Annotated in this window: 17 protein-coding genes and 1 riboswitch; of the genes, 12 read left to right on the top strand and 5 right to left on the bottom strand. The window is 48.5% G+C overall.

Features of this window, described 5'->3' with window-relative positions; genetic code table 11:
• Positions 1-31 precede the first annotated feature (31 nt).
• The gene (locus ACFQPF_RS07340; RefSeq protein ID WP_379748096.1) at positions 32-1084 is read right to left on the bottom strand and encodes an HD-GYP domain-containing protein; all 1053 of its coding nucleotides are present in this window, start codon (positions 1082-1084) and stop codon (positions 32-34) included.
• Between the two features lie 309 nt (positions 1085-1393).
• On the opposite strand from ACFQPF_RS07340, the gene ACFQPF_RS07335 reads away from it, so the two are divergent.
• The 4 genes from ACFQPF_RS07335 to ACFQPF_RS07320 all read left to right on the top strand — a co-directional run bounded on the left by ACFQPF_RS07335 (position 1394) and on the right by ACFQPF_RS07320 (position 7311).
• Positions 1394-5746, top strand: coding sequence for a pullulanase X25 domain-containing protein (locus ACFQPF_RS07335; RefSeq protein ID WP_379748094.1), 4353 nt, complete (start codon positions 1394-1396; stop codon positions 5744-5746).
• A 130-nt stretch (positions 5747-5876) separates the two neighbouring features.
• Complete coding sequence (locus ACFQPF_RS07330; RefSeq protein WP_379748092.1) at positions 5877-6215, top strand: hypothetical protein; 339 nt, start codon at positions 5877-5879, stop codon at positions 6213-6215.
• A 2-nt stretch (positions 6216-6217) separates the two neighbouring features.
• Positions 6218-6745 carry a GNAT family N-acetyltransferase gene (locus ACFQPF_RS07325; RefSeq protein WP_379748090.1) on the top strand — a complete coding sequence of 176 codons (528 nt, stop codon included), beginning with the start codon at positions 6218-6220 and terminating at the stop codon, positions 6743-6745.
• Positions 6742-7311 (top strand): histidine phosphatase family protein, encoded by a 570-nt coding sequence (locus tag ACFQPF_RS07320; protein ID WP_379748088.1) that lies wholly within the window; start codon positions 6742-6744, stop codon positions 7309-7311. Before ACFQPF_RS07325 ends, ACFQPF_RS07320 begins: the two co-directional genes overlap by 4 nt.
• A gap of 23 nt (positions 7312-7334) precedes the next feature.
• Here ACFQPF_RS07320 and ACFQPF_RS07315 read toward each other — a convergent pair whose 3' ends face one another.
• Positions 7335-9776 (bottom strand): ABC transporter permease subunit, encoded by a 2442-nt coding sequence (locus ACFQPF_RS07315; RefSeq protein WP_379748086.1) that lies wholly within the window; start codon positions 9774-9776, stop codon positions 7335-7337.
• Between the two features lie 171 nt (positions 9777-9947).
• Between ACFQPF_RS07315 and ACFQPF_RS07310 the strand changes: the two genes are divergently transcribed.
• The gene (locus ACFQPF_RS07310) at positions 9948-10427 is read left to right on the top strand and encodes a hypothetical protein (RefSeq protein ID WP_379748084.1); all 480 of its coding nucleotides are present in this window, start codon (positions 9948-9950) and stop codon (positions 10425-10427) included.
• A gap of 145 nt (positions 10428-10572) precedes the next feature.
• On the opposite strand, the gene ACFQPF_RS07305 is transcribed toward ACFQPF_RS07310, so the two are convergent.
• The gene (locus tag ACFQPF_RS07305; protein WP_379748082.1) at positions 10573-11001 is read right to left on the bottom strand and encodes a YhfM domain-containing protein; all 429 of its coding nucleotides are present in this window, start codon (positions 10999-11001) and stop codon (positions 10573-10575) included.
• A gap of 111 nt (positions 11002-11112) precedes the next feature.
• Between ACFQPF_RS07305 and ACFQPF_RS07300 the strand changes: the two genes are divergently transcribed.
• The 4 genes from ACFQPF_RS07300 (at position 11113) to ACFQPF_RS07285 (ending at position 13536) form a co-directional block, all read left to right on the top strand.
• Positions 11113-12060 (top strand): DMT family transporter, encoded by a 948-nt coding sequence (locus ACFQPF_RS07300; RefSeq protein WP_379748080.1) that lies wholly within the window; start codon positions 11113-11115, stop codon positions 12058-12060.
• A gap of 305 nt (positions 12061-12365) precedes the next feature.
• A riboswitch (cyclic di-GMP riboswitch) is annotated at positions 12366-12452 on the top strand.
• A 35-nt stretch (positions 12453-12487) separates the two neighbouring features.
• Complete coding sequence (locus ACFQPF_RS07295) at positions 12488-12616, top strand: hypothetical protein (RefSeq protein WP_379748078.1); 129 nt, start codon at positions 12488-12490, stop codon at positions 12614-12616.
• 103 nt (positions 12617-12719) lie between these two features.
• Positions 12720-12989, top strand: coding sequence for a YesK family protein (locus ACFQPF_RS07290; RefSeq protein WP_379748076.1), 270 nt, complete (start codon positions 12720-12722; stop codon positions 12987-12989).
• Between the two features lie 4 nt (positions 12990-12993).
• Positions 12994-13536 carry an NUDIX hydrolase gene (locus ACFQPF_RS07285; RefSeq protein WP_379748074.1) on the top strand — a complete coding sequence of 181 codons (543 nt, stop codon included), beginning with the start codon at positions 12994-12996 and terminating at the stop codon, positions 13534-13536.
• Between the two features lie 133 nt (positions 13537-13669).
• On the opposite strand, the gene ACFQPF_RS07280 is transcribed toward ACFQPF_RS07285, so the two are convergent.
• Both ACFQPF_RS07280 and ACFQPF_RS07275 read right to left on the bottom strand, forming a co-directional pair.
• Positions 13670-14362: an OmpA/MotB family protein gene (locus ACFQPF_RS07280; RefSeq protein WP_379748072.1), complete on the bottom strand. Its 693-nt coding sequence runs from the start codon at positions 14360-14362 to the stop codon at positions 13670-13672.
• A 3-nt stretch (positions 14363-14365) separates the two neighbouring features.
• Positions 14366-15982, bottom strand: coding sequence for a hypothetical protein (locus tag ACFQPF_RS07275; RefSeq protein ID WP_379748070.1), 1617 nt, complete (start codon positions 15980-15982; stop codon positions 14366-14368).
• Positions 15983-16379: 397 nt separating this feature from the next.
• Between ACFQPF_RS07275 and pssA the strand changes: the two genes are divergently transcribed.
• From pssA to ACFQPF_RS07260, 3 genes are all read left to right on the top strand, one after another.
• Positions 16380-17114 (top strand): CDP-diacylglycerol--serine O-phosphatidyltransferase, encoded by a 735-nt coding sequence (gene pssA / locus ACFQPF_RS07270; RefSeq protein ID WP_379748068.1) that lies wholly within the window; start codon positions 16380-16382, stop codon positions 17112-17114.
• A 245-nt stretch (positions 17115-17359) separates the two neighbouring features.
• Positions 17360-18307 (top strand): ABC transporter ATP-binding protein, encoded by a 948-nt coding sequence (locus tag ACFQPF_RS07265; RefSeq protein ID WP_379748066.1) that lies wholly within the window; start codon positions 17360-17362, stop codon positions 18305-18307.
• Positions 18285-19238: an ABC transporter permease gene (locus ACFQPF_RS07260; RefSeq protein ID WP_379748064.1), complete on the top strand. Its 954-nt coding sequence runs from the start codon at positions 18285-18287 to the stop codon at positions 19236-19238. The genes ACFQPF_RS07265 and ACFQPF_RS07260 overlap by 23 nt, the downstream gene beginning before the upstream one ends.
• Positions 19239-19735 lie beyond the last annotated feature (497 nt).

Raw genomic sequence — 19735 nt, 5'->3', positions numbered from 1 at the left:
GGTCCCGTATGTAAGCGGGATCCCGGTTTTTTTAGTGAGTATAATGCTGGAGAGTCAAGCCGACCTTCTTCAAGTCGAGCACTTCTTTATCGTTGATCGCAATAACGGGCATGTTCGGCTTTTCCGGGTACACATGGAGAATCCGGATAAATCGTCCGTCTTTAAGTGGGATGAGCCGCCCTTTTTCATGGTGCAGAAGGTATGCGGTAAAGGTGAGCACAACATTTTCGTTCAGCTTTCCTTTTTCCGCATCTTTCATGAGCTCGTTCACGGCAAAGAAAATCGAACGGCCGTCTTTATACACGCGGTTAGAGCAAATCGCATCAAACGTATCGGCAACGGAAAGGATCTGAATCAGCTGTGGAATCTTTTCCCCTTTTATACCGCCCGGATAGCCTGTTCCGTCATTCCTTTCATGATGCAAGAGAGAGCTTAAAAGGAAGATCATATCTAGCGGAGAGCCCTTCAGCAGGTCATATCCGTATTTCGTATGCTTCTTGATCTCCTCAAACTCCGTATCCGACAGCCTTCCAGGCTTGTTCAGTATGCTTTTATCCACTCTAATCTTGCCAATATCATGGAACAGCCCCATGCGTGCAAGCAGGATTTGGTCACTGATGGAGACCTTCAGAAGCTCTCCAATCTTGCGCGCTATGATTCCGACATTCAAGCAGTGCTTGAATAGATAAGCGTCCACGTCCACCTTTTGCAGCATGCAATGAATAAACTCGCGGTCATCACGAAGCTGAGTAATTAATTCATCTTGAATGCTAACAGCCTCTGAAAACAATTCAGTTGTTAGTACTCCATTGTTATTGACCGTATGAAAGACGTCCTCAATCATCTTCATGTTTTTCTCGTAAAGCTCTTGAATGGCAGACGAATCCTCTTCAATTTCTAAGGCTGGGTCTGTTTGCTCCTGATCTTTTGGTACAGAATCGGTTTGTTGTGCGATGTTGTGTTTATGTAAGTGCTCGATATGATAGTCCGTTAGTATTGTGCCTTTAGCAATAAGGAGACGGCCGTCAGCCGTAAATACATCAGACTCAACTGCTGCACCCAGTTCAAACAGTTTCGCAGACAAGTGAAATCCTCCTTTATAAGTTAGGGGTCCGGTACACGCAGAAAAAGCCGGGTGTGCCAAACGGCCTTGATGTCTAAAATTTCGCGGTATATCGCCCTTCAATTATATCAGCTTAGGAAATGCTGGGAAATAGTACCGGACCCCATAATTTTAGTGTGCGATTCTTACATTATAGGGAAGATGACCTATTTTTTACTAGATATCATTATGGTTTAATGAAATAAAGTGTGAAAGCGGTTTCGATATATGCAAGGCTAGATATTTATGCAAGCGCTTTCGCTCGCGATTACAGGATGGGGGAGAAGTGTAGTGAAAAGGAAAAATGTTCGCCGTGTGATGAGCTGGGTTCTTTTATTAACGCTGTTTGTGCAAGCGTTTGCAACACCAGCGTTGTTTCCACAGTCATCACCTCAGGCTAAAGCAGAAGGGCGTACGGTGACGCTCGTCGGAAATTTACAGAATGAACTTGGAGCAGCGGGAGATTGGGACCCGGCTGATTCCAAGACTCTGATGGCACAGCAGCCAGACGGGAAGTACAAGCTGACAGGCACTTTGCCTGCGGGCAGTTATGAATACAAGATCGCCATAAACGGTTCATGGGATGAGAACTATGGCGCGGGCGGCGTAAAAGGCGGCGACAACTACAAGCTGACGCTCGACAAGGAAACGGCGGTCACGTTCATTTATGATGACACAACACACAAGGTGACGATTCCTGTGGCATTGCCAGAGTCCGATCTGCCACGCATCGTCGGTGATATCCAGCCTGAACTCAAAGCTGGCGGAGAATGGTCGCCAGCAGAATCGACCGCGATTTTAAAGGATGCGGACGGAGACAACGTCTACACGTTCACCGCGAACGTGCCAAAAGGCAAGCACGAATTCAAAATCCTGCTTGGCAGCAGCTGGGACAAGCCAGCTTATCCGCAGGACAACGTGAAGCTAGCGGTCTTAAAAGACGCAAGCATCTCGTTCTTTTACAACCACGATACAAAAGCGGTGTACACCGATTATGATCCGGGAGTGCCGGACGGCTCTGTTCAGAGCGACAAGCTGTATCATGATACGTGGAACAACGCGTACCGGACCCCGTTTGGTGCGGTAAAAGCAGGCGATCAGGTAAAGCTTCGATTGCAGGCGAAAAAGGGCGATCTGACGGGTGCCAAAGCGTACGTGCGAAACTACAACTCTGGCAGCACGAAGGTTCTCAACATGGAATACGCGGGGTTTTTAGAGCTTGACGGAAAAGAAGTGGAGCTATGGGAAACGGTCGTGACGCCGAGTGAAAAAGGCGTGTACGGCTACAAGTTCATCGCCCGTGACGGCGATAGCACGAAGGAATACGGCGAGGATACGAAGGAAGGCGGAACAGGCTCAGCGGCTGACACGAACGCCGGACTTTTCCAGATGACGGTGTTCGATCCTGCTTACAAAACGCCGGACTGGATGAAGGAATCGGTCGTGTATCAAATTTTCCCTGACCGCTTCAACAACGGCAACAAAAAGAACGACAAAGCGAAAACCACCGCTCGCGGCCTTGAACCGATCGAGCATCAGCAGTGGAACAACCTGCCGGACAACCCGCGCCAGGCTGAAGACCCTGACTACAAAGGCGACAAGATCTGGTCGAACGACTTTTTTGGCGGCGATATTGCCGGCATCCAGCAGAAGCTCGACTATATCCAGTCACTTGGCGTCAACACGCTTTACCTCAACCCGATTGCGCACGCGGCATCCAACCATAAGTACGATGCGAGCGATTTTAAAGCGATTGACCCGATGTTCGGAACACCGGAAGAGTTCAAAGCGTTCACGAAAGAACTGAAAAAGCGCAAGATGCACCTGATCTTAGACGGCGTGTTCAACCACGTCGGTGACGATTCGATTTATTTTGACCGTTACAGCAAGTACAAAACAGTCGGTGCTTATGAGTATTGGTCTGCCGTTTATGACCTTGTCAACAAAGGCACTTCAGAAGAGGCAGCCAAAAAGCAAGTCGAAGCGAAATTAACGAAAGAAGGGCAGACCTTCAGCCCATACGGATTCCATAATTGGTTCAACATCGACAACGAAAAAGTGAACGGCGTCTACAAGTACCAAGCTTGGTGGGGCTTCGACTCGCTTCCGGAAATCGAGTCGATCCCAGGAAAAGCGGTGGATTACAATTCCGAACTGAACAACGAAAAATTCGCGGACTATATCATGTATGACGACGATTCGGTCGCCAAGTCATGGCTTGACCGCGGAGCATCGGGCTGGCGTCTAGACGTGGCGAACGAGGTGGATACCGAGTTCTGGCGCGAGTTCCGTGACGAGCTGAAAACAGGCGGCGACAACGACCCGCTTATCCTAGGAGAGATCTGGGACGATGCTTCGAAATATTTCCTTGGCGACCAGTATGATTCAGTTATGAATTACCGTTTCCGCGGCGCGCTAATCGATTATTTGAAAAATGGCAACGCGGAAGGTGCCGAAAGCCAGCTGAACGCGGTATTTGAGGACTATCCGCAAGAAGCGTTCTACGCACTCATGAACCTGATGGGCTCACACGACACGCCGCGTGCAGCGTTCGTGCTCGGCAACGGAACGGACACGTATGAGCGTGCTGAACTCGATAAAAAATACGACCATGAACTCGGTCTTAAACGTTTAAAGCTAGCCGCTGTGCTGCAGATGGGGTATGCGGGCGCACCGACGGTTTATTACGGTGATGAAGCAGGAGTGACTGGCTCCAAGGATCCAGACGACCGCCGCACCTACCCGTGGGGCAAGGAAGACAAGACTCTCATCAAGCACTATCAGAACATCGGAAAAGTGCGTAGCGAGCATCAAGAGCTGTTCAGCTACGGCAAGCTTCATCACCTGTACGCGAAGGGCGATGTGATGGCGTATGGCCGTACACACAAAAAGGATGCCGCGATCGTCGTAACCAACCGCGGAAACGAAGCGAAGACGATCGAACTGAACGTGGCGGACCTTCTCGTGAACAATCTTGAACTGAAGGATCAGCTGGACAAAACGTACAAAGCACGCGTATCAGAAGGGAAACTCAGCATCACCGTACCAGCGATGACAGGACGCATGCTCGTGACAGAAAGAAGCGAAAATAACAAGCGCCCTGACAGCGTAAAAGGTATAAAGGCAGTTGAAGGCAGCCACAGCGCAACGCTTGAATGGAAAGGCAGCGCGAAATCATACGCTGTCTACCAGACGACGGTAAGCGGAGCGTTTTATAAGAAAATTGGAGAAACAAAAGGAAACACATTTACCGTGAACGACCTCGATAACGGACGCAAGTATTATTTTGCGATAGCCGCGATCGACAAGAACGGCAACGAATCGGTGAAAAAAGAAACAGCGAAAGCGGTCATCCCGCACGTTGAATTAAAGACTGGCAACTACAGCATCCAGAACGTAACCAAGCTGGCAGACGGCGCGCTCGATTTGTCACAATCACAGGCTGTGACAGTGGATATTTTTATTAAAGGCGAAACCGAAAAAGAAGAAGCAGAAGGATTGCTCGGCAGGCTGCAGGTGAAAGAGCCAGGCAAAACAGAGTGGGTTGACGTTCACGCTGTGTACACCGCACAAAACGGCACATCAAACGTGTTCAGCGCGAGCTTCCTGCCGGTTGCAGCCGGAAGCTATGAATACCGCTATGCGTTCTCAACGGACCTTGGGCGCACATGGGTAACGAGCACATCGCAAACAGTCAACTTCGTAAAAGGTGACGATCATACGGCTCCAGCTAGTGCCGTCTCATTGAAACAGCCGTCACAGGAATCCGGCCAGGTAAACTTGAACTGGAGTGTGAACGGTGCGAATGATCCGTACATGGCAGCAATCGTGCGCGATGGCGTGATCATCGAGAAGCTGCTCGATTTGAGCAAGATGTCTTACAAAGATACGAACGTTACGAATGGCACAGCGTATAGCTACGAAATTCACTTGTACGACAAAGCCGGTAACGTCGTGAAATCGAACAAAGTGAATGTCACACCGGACCTTGTGATGGTGAAGGTCACGTTCAAGCTGAACGCCCCGTCCTACACTGAGCAGGGCGCGAGCATCTCGATCCCGGGCAGCCGCAATGGCTGGAACACGGGCGCATGGACGATGACACGCGGCGGCGCGGTCACGAACGACTATGAATATACGGTCGAGGCGCAGGAAGGTGAAGTGCTGACGTACAAGTATGTGAAGAATGCATCGTGGGACCAGGAAGGGCTTGCTGACCACACGCCAAGCAACCCTACCGATGATGACATCAGCTATTACGGTTTCGGCGCGCCTGGAACAGACATGAGTGTTGTCGTCACGAATCAGGGAGGCAACGAGATGGTCATCCAAGACAAGATTCTGCGCTGGATCGACCAGCCGGTTGTCATCACGTCTCATGCGGACGGCCAGGACGTGACGACTGATACGATTACGTTAAAAGGCAACGCGATTAAAGAAGGTGTGCTCACAATCAATGGCGAAAGTGTTACAGTGAACGACGATATGACGTTCTCGCACACTGTGAAACTAGCATCAGGCGAGAACAAGCTGCAGATTCACATTGAGCCGACAGAAGAGAACAAATCCGGCGTCTTCAAGAACGACGGTGGTGCCATCGCCAAAAACACGAAAGATATCGTGTTTACGGTGAACAAAAAATAAACGTGTTAATGAACTCCTTTCCAGTATTCGAACTGGGGAGGAGTTCTTTTTATCTAGAGTGTAAAAAGAAAAGGACATGGCAGTTGAGTTGTAGAAAGAATTATTTATCTTAAGTTTTGGAGGTACTCATATGACATTTGAAGAGTTAAAAAAAAACAAACCAACGAGTGATTGGCTGGAGAACGACGAGGACGGCGATTTTTTTAACGAGGAAAACATAAGCGCGACAAATAAAGTGCTCGACGCGTACATCAGCACGCTGCAAAAACTAGGATCAGGAGCAGAAGAAGACGACATCCTTGAAGCTGTGGAAAAGGTCGTCACCCAACTCAACGAGCTGAACGAAGGATACGACCATTACATCGAAACAAGCGAGCGCGAGGATCTGTGCGAGTTCATTCAGACAGCGGCAGAGCTGGCTGGGCTTGAGACAGACGAAGACGTAACAGAAGAATGGCGTGAGTGGTAAAAATGGCGGTTGATGTGTTCACGGTGAAAATTATGGATTCAAGTGAAGAAGCTTTAACGGAGATTGCACGCTGCTATGGACGAGTCTGGGGCGGCGGAGAAGATGTTTTTTTAGAAAGGCTAAAAAGACACAGGACGTACGAAGGATTTCTGGGAATCGCTGCTTATACGAACGAAAAGCAGTTAGCTGGATTCGCATACGGCTACACTTCGGAAAAAGGGCAGTATTACCGAACTTTGCTTGAATTAGCGCTCACTCAGGAGCAATCGGAATACTGGCTAAAGGACTGTTTTGAGTTTGTAGAGCTCGCTGTTGAAAACTCATATAGAGGGATGGGGATCGGGAAGGAGCTCGCGGAAAGTCTGCTAAATCGAGCTGAGCAAAAAACAGCGGTCCTTACCACACAATCTGACAACGTATCGGCTGTGCATTTATACGATAACTTGAACTGGACGACACTACATGAGCACTTTTTGCCGACAGCTGATTCATCGCTGCCATATGTGATAATGGGGAAAGTGCTCTCATGATCTATGTAATCAGACATGGCGAGACTGATCTGAACAAAGAAAGAAGAATGCAAGGACGTTTTGGTCTGCCTTTAAATGAAAAAGGTATTACTCAAGCTTACGAGATAAAAGAAAATCTTCAGCATATCGTGTTTGATTATGTCTTCTCTTCGCCGCAGGAAAGGGCGATACAAACGGCGGAAATCATTTCGGGTGAAAAAGCGATGACGGATGATAGACTTGAGGTGTTTGACCTGGGACAAGCGGATCGATTAAAGATTTCGGAGACCGTTATGGCAGGTGGCATTCCTGACAGAGTAATTTACGCTGGTGTGGAGAATTTCGAATCCTTCGTGCAGAGGGTATTCAGTTTTATGCGTGATCTTGAATCGAACCTGCTGGAAAAGGAAGCGAATGTATCGATCTGCGGACATCGCTGCACAACGGGCAGCATCGGTGTTTATGTAAAAGGAATACCGAGTGACGGCAATTTATTAAAATATTCATCTGATACAGGCGGTTATAAAACATACGAGCTAGTAAAAAAAATAACCTGCGCTGCGGCAGGTTCTTTTTTTACTAGATGATTCTCGTGCGAGAAAGGAGGAACTCAAGACTCTGTATTTTTCTCAACAGAGACCGTCCATTTCTCGCTGCCGATCAGAAAAAAGTTGACACGGTAGGTTTGTTTAAAATAAGTGAGCATGGTGCGGTCAGATGATTGTTCGTCCGCCTTGCTCAATTGTCTGAGAATGTCATCGCGCGTGACATCCAGTTCGGTCTGCAGCCATTCAATTTTCTGATCACTATCCGTGCCAATCACAAAAGCATAGCCGGTCTGACGAAAGAAGTAGATCGTCTTGCCGTCATTCTTTTCCACTTTCTCTGGCTTGCCGAACATCTCCACACCATTTTCCTCTGCAAAGGTTTGACCGATCTGGAACAAACCGAGACGGCCCTCATTAAATCCGGCAATGGACCCTTCATTCAGCATCACGACAGGCTTGTTCTCTTCGGCAGCAGCAGGAGCGTCTTTTTTCGTCTCCTTAGTATCCGCCGTTTCTTTAGCTGACACTGGCTTAAGATCAGTCGAAAACTTAGCACCGACAAACGACCCTGCCCCTATAAACAGGATGAAAATCATCAACGGTACCGCTTTTTGAAGACGATTTTTTCTCGGCTTAAAAGCAGCGGTTGTCTGCCATGCGCCTTTTTCTCCGGCCTTTTTGATTCCCTCTAGCATCAGGTTGACGGCGATCACCGTGAGCGAGAAGAATAGGACAGGAAAGAGAATTAAGTACGGCCGGAGCAGCATCTGGTTGTAATACGACCCAATCAGGCCGGACCATTCGTTCGAAAGTGAAAACGGAATGAGATCCATTGAACCAAACGTATATTCCATGAGCGCTGTACCGCCAAAAAACATGCGCAAGAGCCCAAGATGAGCGAGCAGGATGAGCACATAAATGACCTGCTGAATGAACAGCAATGACAGTTTGGGCGTGAGGTGGGGGAAGATATGCTTACGAAACAAATGGAAGCGGCTTCCCCCGAGCACCTTCGCGCCTGTAATAAACTCTTTGCGGTAGATCGCCTCGATTTCGGATCCGATCAGAACAGAAACGGTTGGCAGCGCCACCGCGGTCAGAATCAGGATTTGAAAAATTCCTTTATCCCAAAAGCTCAGTTCCTCGTTCGTAACGATCGGGAACAGAACAAAAAAGCAGAGCAGCGCAACGGGCATGTACTGCATGCTCGCCACCAGCCCCTTCAGCCATTCTTTTACCCGGTCCCGCATCATATAGAAAAGCAGGCCCCCGAAAAACGAGAATAATAGCCGCAAACCGGAGATCAGGAAAGCGAGACCGAGTGTATATTTGGCACCAGAAACAATTTTATAAAATAGGTCATGCCCGAACTGGTCCGTTCCGAGCCAATAATCGCTGCTCGGTTCAAATGGTGCCTTGCCTAGCGGTGTAACTCCGTCCTTTGCATATTTGACGAGAGTCTGCGGAACACGGTCGTCAAAGGCGTATTGATGATACAGACTAGCAGCCGTCAGCAAAGCAAGAAAGCCGAAGCCAACAACGAACAGCGGCTCCGAAAAAAGAGAAGCAAACAGACGGCGACATTTTATCAGCACTGCGGTAATGCCATTCCAAACGATCTTTGCCTTTTCAAAAGAGAAGGATAAGGAGGGAGAATCGTCTTCCTCTTGAGCCCAAATTTTCAGCAGCACATCAAGCGCTAAAAAGAACAGAAAAACAGGCAGGTAGAATAGCAGCATCGCGACGGTGAAGATAGCCGGATTGCCGTATTCATACACAAAGTTAGTGATGCCATAAATGTTGAAAAGCAGCTCGATGACGAGAAGGTTGGAGAGCATAAACCAGACGACTGTTCTCAGCTGCCGGACGAGCCCAGCCAGCGTGTTCGGCAGAATGTGAAAAGACAGCACGTGCAATCTGGTCATCCCTTTTCCGATCGCTGTCTGAATGTACGGCTCATCGTATTCCTTCTCGATGCCAAACAGCAGGATGCGGAGGCAGAGAATGAGCGGCAGCACGGCCAGACAAAGAATGGGAATCATATACGGCTGCTGATGAGAAGAAGAGGCGATCGGGAAGAGCAGCACGTTCGTCTGCTTGAAAAACCAGATAACAAACAGCTGAAACGAAACTGCGATGAGAATATCGGGCACCGATTCAAAAAGAAAGGAAATAAACTTCACGCCGCGGTAAAGCCGGTCTGGCAGGAGCGAGATGAGCAGGCTCAGGATAACCGCTGCCAAAACCGCCAGCAGGAGAGCCGTGAAAAAAACGGTAATCGAGTAAAAGAACGGATCAAGAATTTCAGGAAAGAGCGCCCGTTCCCCTGCATCAGTTAAATAGACAAGGCTCTCCGGTGACAACAGGCTGGTGACGAGCTGCTCCAGTCCGCTTGTATACCGGTCAATCCTAAAGGTCAGGTTATCAAAAGCGAACGGAACAGCGCCTAATAGAATGATACCAAGAACAGCGGTAATCCATGAGATGGTCGTTTTTCTAATCATAGCTGAGCCCCTTTTTTCTGAATAAGCAAAATATTACATCATTTACCAATTATCCTATATAGGTGATAAAGATTCAAGAGGAATGGACAGGATGGGTACTAAATGGGGACATTTGGTTAGTTTAACGAGAGATATGGAGGGAACACTCCCTTATGTGCAGGAGGTGGGCATTTGTTTGGATTAGCAGACGTGATTAAGTTTCTGTTCTCGTTTCTTCTGGTAGCGCCGCTCGTGACATTTACACATGAGCTCGGTCATATGCTGGCAGGTCGATTAACGGGAAGCAAAGTGGACATTCATATTGGAGCAGGTAATCTGCTTGTTAAGCTAGGGCCTTGCAAGATCCGGAAGGTGTACTTCTGGGACGGCTGGTGCGAATATAAAAATTTGAACTGTGATAAAAAATGGCGCCAGGTCGTCGTCTATTTAGGCGGTGCGTCGCTGAACGTCATCAGCATCTTGCTCGTGAACACTCTCATGCTCTTCGATGTGTTCGAGCCCGACATCTTTTTCTACCAGTTCATGTACTTTTCCTTTTACTTTGTCTTTTTCTCGATCATTCCGATCGAACATAACGGACTGCCGACTGACGGAAAAGCCGCGCTCGACGTCATCCGGTTCGGAAAGACGGATAAGAATCCATATGGTTGATGATAAAACGCCTGGATGATGAAACTTCAGACGTTTTTTTCACACTATAGGAACGTATAACTTTTTTGCAAGATGATTACTCGACGTGGCAAAAAAGTTAACGTACATAGTATAAGGGCAACTAAGGCTGACTTAAATGCTTGCATCAGCCAAGTTTTCTTTGTTGTTCCATAATATGACTTACCGCTGCTTTAAGCTCTTCCGCCAAACGCCCGTTCACGCGATAAACGGTATGCGTGTCTTGATAGTTCATGATGGCAGCGGTGGAACCTTTTTCAGGCGATAACCATAATGAATACATGTCTTTGTTGATGGTAAATTCGTAGGAAGGCTCAGCCATGTTCATGATGCCGCCCATTTTTTTGGCGCCTTTTACAGCACCCGTAAAAGCAGCCGAGTCCTGTTCTGATGAAACCACATACTGTAGCGAATTCTTCTTATCGTACAGCGTAATGTTCTGTGAAGGCGGCGTTTCAGTTACAGCCGAACGTTCTTTAGATTCCGTTTGGTTTAAATAACATGCTCCTAACGATACAATAACAACCAGCATCGTGATGAACTTCCATATTTTCATGAAAAACACCCCTTTTGTAAGGTAGACGGTAATCGTAGGAAAAGAGTTTCTATGCTGAAAACGGTTTTTTCCTGTATCCTGTTCATAAGATAAAAAGGAGGGGGGAAGCACATGAAAGCCATAGTGCTTGGCGTGCTGGCTGCGCTTTTTTTCGGTGTGACGTTCGTGCTGAACCGGACGATGGAGCAGTCCGGCGGCAGCTGGCCCTGGACTTCGTCGCTCCGTTTCTTTTATATGGTGCCCCTTTTATGGGGAATTGTCTGGCTTCGCGGCAACGTTGCGCCCGTGTTAAAAGAATTGAAGCAACATTTTCGTGTCTGGTTTTTATGGAGCACGGTCGGCTTCGTTCTTTTTTATGCGCCGATAACGTTTGCCGCTGGATTCGGCCCCGCCTGGCTCGTCGCCTCCACGTGGCAGATCACGATCATCGCTGGCTCACTGCTAGTTCCGTTATTTATCATGAACGGTAAAAGACAATCCATACCGTTGAAAGGCCTGCTTTTTTCAAGCATTATTTTGGCTGGTGTCTTGCTCGTGCAATGGCAAGAGGCGCAAGGCGGACTGGGGCTGAACAGCTTGTACTGCGTGCTCGCGGTGCTGGTTGCCGCGTTCGCGTACCCGCTCGGCAACCGGAAGATGATGCAGCACACGAACGGAAGGCTGGACGCGTTTCAGCGGGCGCTCGGAATGACGATCGCTTCGCTGCCAATATGGCTTGTGCTCGCGGCGGCAGGCTTCGTCACTTCCGGACCGCCGAGCAGTGGACAGCTCGTACAAACCGTATTTGTCGCGGTCTCCTCAGGTGTCATCGCGACCGTCCTTTTCTTTAAAGCGACCGATCTGTGCGGCGGAAATCCAGTGAAACTCGCGGCGGTCGAGGCGACACAGTCGGCAGAAATCGTCTTCGTTCTTGCCGCCGAGATCCTCTTCTTATCGCTTGCCGTACCGAACGCGCCCGCACTTGCCGGGATGGCTCTCATCATGATGGGCATGTACGCTCATGCGATGTACTCGGCTAAAGTGGCAGCCGCAGAAAAATTGCAAAAACGAGCAGGATAATCATTCTATCTTTCTTTGAAAATAGTGTATAAAAAACAGAGAACCGGGCATCCTGTTTGTATCCCCTTTTAAAGTTTTCCCTTTGGCTGCTGCCGGTTTCCGGCGGCGGCGCTTTTTTTTATGAAAAATAGGATTAAGAATAAAATAATGCGGGTAACAAATAAGTACCCCCTAATTTAGTGATATAGCAGCCGCCGCCGGACCGTTGATGCGGCGGTATTTTTTTGGTTAGCCTCGGATGTGCGCAGTAAAGCAATCCTAAATTACGCGTGTAATTTATGCGGCTGCATACTACAATAGAGGGAAATATACATGGGCAAAGCTGTTGAAAAGCAGCGGCGCAAAGCTATAGGGGCTAAGGCGGTCAAACGCTATGCCAGCCAGTTGCCGGAAACGGCCTCCATTTTATCAATAGGAGGAGTATCGAATGATGACATTTGTGTTAGGGTGCTTTGCAGGCGGTATTGCCGCTATGTTCTTCATGAGCCTTATGATTGTGGCTAAGCGCTCAGACGTTTCAAGTGAACGCATATTCCAAGACTACAAATCAAGATAACCCGAGCGGCTAAGCGCCATCGGGTATTCTTTTGCTCTTCATTATTTTACAATATATGTTAAAGTTGACTCTGACGGTAAAAGAAGTACGGAGGTCATAAAACATGATGATCGGAATGCCTTTTTTAACGGCCGCTATTCCAGGTGTAATCGCGCTGCTTCTTACATGGTATTTCAAGAAACGCAGCGTCTCGTTAGGGGTTAGGCTGCTGCCAGGGATTTCATTGGTTGGCGGCGCTATCTATCTTCTATACTATGGATTGGAAGTGGTGAGAGGATTCGAAGGCGGTGCCTACGGTATCCTTGCGTTTTTTTTGCTGTGTTTTTCAGCAGCCAGCATCATAATAGCGACAAAATCTACGCTGACGAGGTGAGAACGTGAATTTCAGCACCATTTTTGAAGAAGACCAGCTATTCACAAGCTACAGCACACTCCGCGAGAGAATAGCCGTGAGGGGGATTATCCTGATCAACGGCCGCATCTTGCTCGTTCAGTCCAATAGAGGAGATTACAAGTTTCCTGGAGGCGGAGTGGAAGAAGCGGAGAGCCATGAGGAAGCACTCATAAGAGAAATAAGGGAAGAAACAGGCTACAAACATGCTATGGTAATCAGCAAAGCGGGCATTGTCATTGAAAGGGGACATGACGAGAACAATGAAGGCGCGTTATTTCAGATGACTTCGCACTATTATTTTTGTGATCTGGTAAACGAAGAAAAAACGTTTCAGCAGCTAGAGGATTACGAAGTTGAACTAGAGTTTACCCCTAAATGGATAACGCTAGAAGAGGCCATTCAGCAGAACGAACGCCTTATTGCCCAATTCCAGGAAAACAGCTGGCTGAGGCGCGAGACCTTTGTATTGAATGAAATCAAACGAGCTAGTATAGGAGCACATCGTTATGTTCCTCGACATTTATAAAACATTTCAATAAAACAGGTGTTCTTCCCCCACGACCACAAAGCTAAAACGCCTCATTATCCTCCATTATGGCTGTGCGAATTAACGCCACTTTTCATGCAGAAAAAAAACAAGAGTTTGTGAGACTCTTGTTTTACTGGCTGACGATTGTCTTCAGCTTTTTTTGCCACTTGTCATCGTCTAATATGATCTGAAACGAGATGCGCCGGTTTTTTTGCAGTGCCGCAGCTGAATTTCCCTCCGCGATCGGCTTAAACTCGCTGTACCCCGTGGCGGCCATATATTGCGCGTAATCCCTTTTCGCGAGCTTAGGGTTCGCTTCTGCCAAATAATCCACGACTGCTACTGCTCGCTGTGTTGACAGCGTCCAATTGTCATACGGCACAGAATCGGTGTGCCCCTCAATTAAAATGATATATAAATATTGACTCATATCCTTTTCCTCGATGATGGCAGCAAGGGCGTTGGCGAGCGGGGCGAGGACGGTTTTTCCCTTTTCCGATATTTGTGCGCTGCCGGTAGGAAAGAGGATGTTGCCGTCGACAGATATCGTATTGTTCGGCCCACGCACGACTTTATCCTTTCCCACATTTTTCTCCAGCTGCTTTTCGATCAAGTCGGAAATATGCTTCTTCACATCTGCCACCTGCTGCAGCTCCTGCTTGATCTGCGCCTGATCGTACGCGTTATAGATGCTCTGCACGTACGCGATGATCGCGACGAACACCATAATCAGCACCATCATCGCCATCATATCGGTAAAACTCGGCCAGTAGATTTCCTTAGGCTCTTCCTCATGCTGAAAATAGCTCTGCCTCGCGCGCATCCTTTACCGCCTCCTATTATCCTGAGGGGTGACGTACGGCTGCTCGATCACAGCCGGCTGCCGCGTTTCATACACGACCTGAGGCTGAGAGGCGGCCTGATAAATCCGCTGCAGCAATCCGTGCATGTCGCCAAGTGTGCGGTTTGAGTCCGTCACACTGCGGTTCGATTCAGAAAGCGAGCGGTTCAGCCCATGAAACATATTTTCAAGTGTACGCGACAGTTCACGCATATCATCCTCACGCCCAGGATTGGATAATAGCTGCTGCAGCTGGCGGACTTGCGAATCCATCATGTTCCGCAGCTGTTCGACAAAATCACGCTTCATATGATCAACCGCCGAATGGAACCCTTTTTCAAGCTGCTGAACGCTCGATGCGAAGTCCGACGACGCCCGCCCGTATTCGCCTTGCTTTTCCGAATAGCGGTAATGCCATTCGTCCTGCTTTTGCGCGAGCCGGTTCTCTAGCGCATCATGCTGGTCCTTATAATGCTGCAGCTGCTCGCCGAGCGCACGGGTGAGCGTCACCGCTTGCTCCTCTGATCGGCGCTGTGATTCTTGTAAAAGTTTATCCGAGCGTGTGATCAGCTGCTCGAACTTCTGCTGGCCGAGCTGGTGCTTGTCATTCGCATTTTTCAGCTGCTGCTCGAACGATGAAATGTTGGCTGCGAGCGCATTGATGCTCTGGTCGACCGTTCTCTGAATCGAGCCGAGCTTTTCGGTTGTCTCGTGAAAACGCTGGCCGAAGCCTTCGAGCTGTAAAGCAGACTCAGCGAACCGTTCCGTATGCTCCCGCTGTGCGGTGATCATGCCGGTGACTTGTTCCATCGCCTGCTGAAGGCCGCCGGTAAATGCGACCATCTGCGACGCAAAATCACCGAGCGTGCTGTGAAAGCTCTCATGAACCTTTGAGGCGAGGCGGTCGAGCAATCGTTCTGTTGAGTCATGCGGTTTTTCGGATAAAAGGTGGGTGCTAAACCGGTGGTCGAGGTACGCCTCTGTATCAGCCATCAGCTTGCTTTGCAGATAAGGAAGTGACGCACCGCGGGAAAGAAATCCAGTCTGCAGGATGGTTAATAGGAGCGCGCCGCCGATGCCGGCGATGCTCGTGATAAAGGCCACACTCATGCCTTTAAAAGGTGCAGTGAGAGCGGAGAGAATCGTATTCATCGTCATGCTCGACGATGCCGTCTGATTGCCGAGTGTCAGCAGCGTATCCTGCATCGCAACAAGAGAGAGCGTGAGGCCGATAAACGTTCCCATCACGCCAAGAATTATGGTGAACGACGGCAGCTGCTGCATCAGCCGCACGGCATTTCCTGCCGGCACGCGAAGAACGCCCATGATCGCTAACTTTTCCTGAAAAAGATGCTTTTCTATAAGAGCCTGTGTGTTCAGCTGAGCAACACCAGACAAATGATAGTCACGGTATTCGGTCACCGCGTTCTGCAGCCAGCGTGAGCGCGGTACGGAAGTAGAGTCGTTGTGTGCCGTCGAGTCGAGCTCCTGCACCTCACGCAGCCATTTGCGAAAGCGATAGCCGGCCTGCATCTGACCGGCAAATCCCATAAATACTAGAAAACCAATCAAACCGACAACCACCGAAGTCAACATATCCATCTTGCATACCCCCAATCGTCTTGTCTCATTTATATGTACAAGAACGAAGGTACATACCGAACGGAACGGGAAGGGGTCCGGTACGTTTACAAAATAACGGGGTCCGATTCGTCTTTTAAAACGAACAAAATGACGGAAATGACGGGGTCCGAAATGTTGGGGTCCGGTACGTCTATTCAAACGTCCAGCGACTGCAAGGAAACGCATGAAGTAGTACCGGACCCCGGTTACCACGGTTACCCCGGTTAGTGTTCCTTAACAAAAAAAACATCCAAATGTGCGGCTGTTTACGTTACAATTAACTATCAGCAGCTAGCTGACAAGGATATTTACAGTGAAATAGGGAAGTAATGATAGAAAGATACTGACCATACCATTTAACCGGGGAAGTGCTAAGATGAAACGACACATACCGAACATGCTGACATTTGGCAACCTGTTCTGCGGGTTTCTTTCGATAAATTATATTATTAACGGAGACGTGAAAAACGCCACCATCCTGATCTTTATCGCCATCATGCTCGATGCCATCGATGGCCGGGCAGCAAGAATTCTTGGCGTTTCCAACAACCTGGGCAAAGAGCTCGACTCGCTCGCGGATATCGTCTCGTTCGGGGTCGCGCCGGCCTATCTGGCGGCTTTCACCTATTTCGAGCCGTTCGGACTGTACGGAATTATCATGTCCGGCTTGTTCCCTCTATTCGGAGCCTATCGACTGGCGCGCTTTAACATGACCGACCAGGAAGAAACACTCAAGCATTTTACCGGCATTCCAATCACCCTTGCCGGAGCACTTGTGACGTTTCTTGTGCTGTTTGAGAAGTCTCTGCCGCTGCCGATTTTTATCATGCTGTTTTATGCGCTCTGCTACCTTATGGTCAGCACGATCAAGATTCCAAGCTTCAAGAAAATTCCAATGCCGAAATTCAGTGTCAGCGTCCTGACCACCTTGTTTTTGTTTTACATGTTCTATCTTGTCGCGAGCACACGCTTTGAGAAAGTGCCCGTTTTCTTCTACATCGCGCTTGCCACATATATCTTATACATCAGCGTGCGTTTTTTCATGAAAGAAAAAAAGCCGCGCTTTCCGAAACGAAAGCGGTTCTTCAAACGCCGAAGAAAACGAATGTAGCACCAGGTCGGGTAAATCGGGGTCCGGTACTCATGGGAGGTCACACACCCAGAGAGTACCGGACTTTTTTATTGAAAAGAAAAATGGGAAAAATGGGGTCCGGTACTCACCGCTATTCTTCCGCACAACAAAAGGAAAATTTCAAAAAAGTACCGGACCCCGCAAACTTAAATTGGAACTTATTTCAAATTCAACCGTATCTACAAGAGTGGATAAAAGATGAGAGAGATGAAGGGGGAATACGTATGAGTGAGTTCACATTAGAATTGAAAAATGTGACAAAGCAGATGAAGAAAAAGAATATTGTGGATGATCTTTCGTTTTCAGTACGAAAAGGTGAGGTGTTCGGTTTGCTTGGACCGAACGGAGCGGGTAAGACGACGACCATCCGGATGATTGTCGGCCTCATTTCCATGACTTCCGGCGAGGTGCTCGTCAACGGTCTTTCGGTGAAGAAGGACTTTGAAAAAGCGATGGCGCATATCGGAGCCATTGTTGAAAACCCACAGCTTTATGATTATCTGACCGGCTACAAAAATTTGATGCAGTATGCTCGCATTCTGCCAAACATTACAAAAGAACGTATTCAAGAGGTCATTAAACTCGTAGACTTGGAAGCGGCCATTCATCACAAAGTGAAAACATACTCGCTCGGAATGCGGCAGCGTCTTGGTGTAGCACAGGCTCTTTTACATAAGCCTTCCCTATTAATTCTCGATGAGCCGACAAACGGCCTCGATCCTCAGGGAATCTATGAACTGAGAAACTATTTGCGAGAGCTGGCGAACAACGGCACGAGCGTGCTCGTGTCGAGCCACATGCTCGCTGAAATGCAGATGATGTGTGATCGTGTTGCCATCATTCAGCAAGGAAAGCTGATTGAGATCAACGAGATTACAAATGTGACAGACAATGAAATTCGGGTAGAGTTTGAGATTGATGGCGATCTGGAGCTCGCTCGTAAAATTGTAGCAGAAACCGTTCCGGACGCGGTGTCAGAAACGATGGGCACGACCATTCTCGCTGTGCAGGCCGGTGCGGACCTGCCGATTGCCGGGCTGAACCGCCAGTTTATTATGGCTGGTCTCGATGTTTCGGGCATCCACAGAAAATCAAAAACGCTAGAAGAAAAGTTCCTCGAGACTACATCGAAAAAAGGAGGAGAAACGAATGCTGTCGCTGCTTCAAAATGAATTCGTCAAAATCTTTAACCGTCCGAGAACGTGGGTGTTCTTCATCCTTCCGCTAGTAATCATGCTTGGTGTGACCATCTATTCAAAGGTTACAGACGAGAGCATGAACCGTGACTGGAAACAGGAGGTTCGCGCAGAGATCAAGCAGTCGGAGAAAGACTTGGAAGAGGCGAAGAAAAACGGGGCGGGAGGGGAAGACTACGTCCAGATCATAGAAGGCGATATTAAACAGAAACAGTATGCGCTCGACAACAACCTTTCACCTTATGAAAAAACAACGTGGACGTTTATGAAAGAGTTCGTGCCGATCTCATCGCTGCTCGGGCTGTTCGTGATCGTCGTGGCGAGTGATATCGTTTCAAGCGAATTCTCAAAAGGAACGATTAAAATGCTGCTCATCCGGCCATTCAGCCGCTGGAAGATTCTTTTATCCAAGTTCCTGGCAACCCTGCTGTTCGCCATCCTGCTCTGGTTTGTGACCCTGTTCTTCATGTGGATGATCGGCGGAGTGGCATATGGCTTCGGAGGCTTCAGCCAGCCGCATTTTATTCAAAACGCAGAGGGAGTATGGAAGGAACAGGCGATCTCGACTTATGTACTCGCGAACATCGGCCTGGAAATCATTGAGCTCGCCGTGCTCGTTACGCTTTCCTTCATGATCTCCACACTGTTTTTCAGCAACTCAGTGGCCATCGGGCTCGCGATGCTTGTTATGTTCACTGGCGGGACAATCGTACAATTGCTGCAAAGCAAAGAATGGGTCAAGTATACCTTGTTCGCGAACATGGACCTCACTCAGTTTCTGAACAAAGATTTCATGGTGATTGATGACTTGACCATGCCATTTTCCTTGGCTGTACTTGCCGTCTATACAGCACTCATGCTCGCCATCACCTTCACGGTCTTCCAAAAACGAGACGTCAAATCCTAAAATCGCGGGAATTCACGGGGTCCGGTACCTTTTGCTAAAAGCCCGTGTATCATGCGGGCTGGTGCAAGGTGGTACCGGACCCCGCCTCTAAAAACATGAAAAATCCCCCATTCATCGGGTTAGCGTCCGATAAATGGGGGATTTTTGATTCATAAAAGAGTTAACCATGCAGCTTGTACCTTTTTCCTGCCCCGCAAATCTTTTTGAACAGACGGAATGTCTGCAGGTTGGTAAAGAGCAGCGTGCTCTTCTGCAGGAATCCTGATCCGTTCCCAACATACCCCTTTTTTTGCCAGAGGGACCTTGGGTTGTGCGGGGCTAGGCCAGTAGCCCACGTGCAACACCTTTACTGGTAAACTCATCTTATACCATGACCCTTAAGGATGTAAAAACGAGAAAGAAGCGATAACAGTGTCTAGCTATGTCGTATTTGGGTAAATCGCTTAGAGCATTTTCTTGAAAACAACAGGAATATTAGCTGAAATCGCGAAAATAGC

Source organism: Fictibacillus iocasae (assembly GCF_042665465.1).
Taxonomy (GTDB): Bacteria; Bacillota; Bacilli; order Bacillales; family Fictibacillaceae; genus Fictibacillus; species Fictibacillus iocasae.
This window is presented reverse-complemented; position numbering and strand designations above follow the sequence as displayed.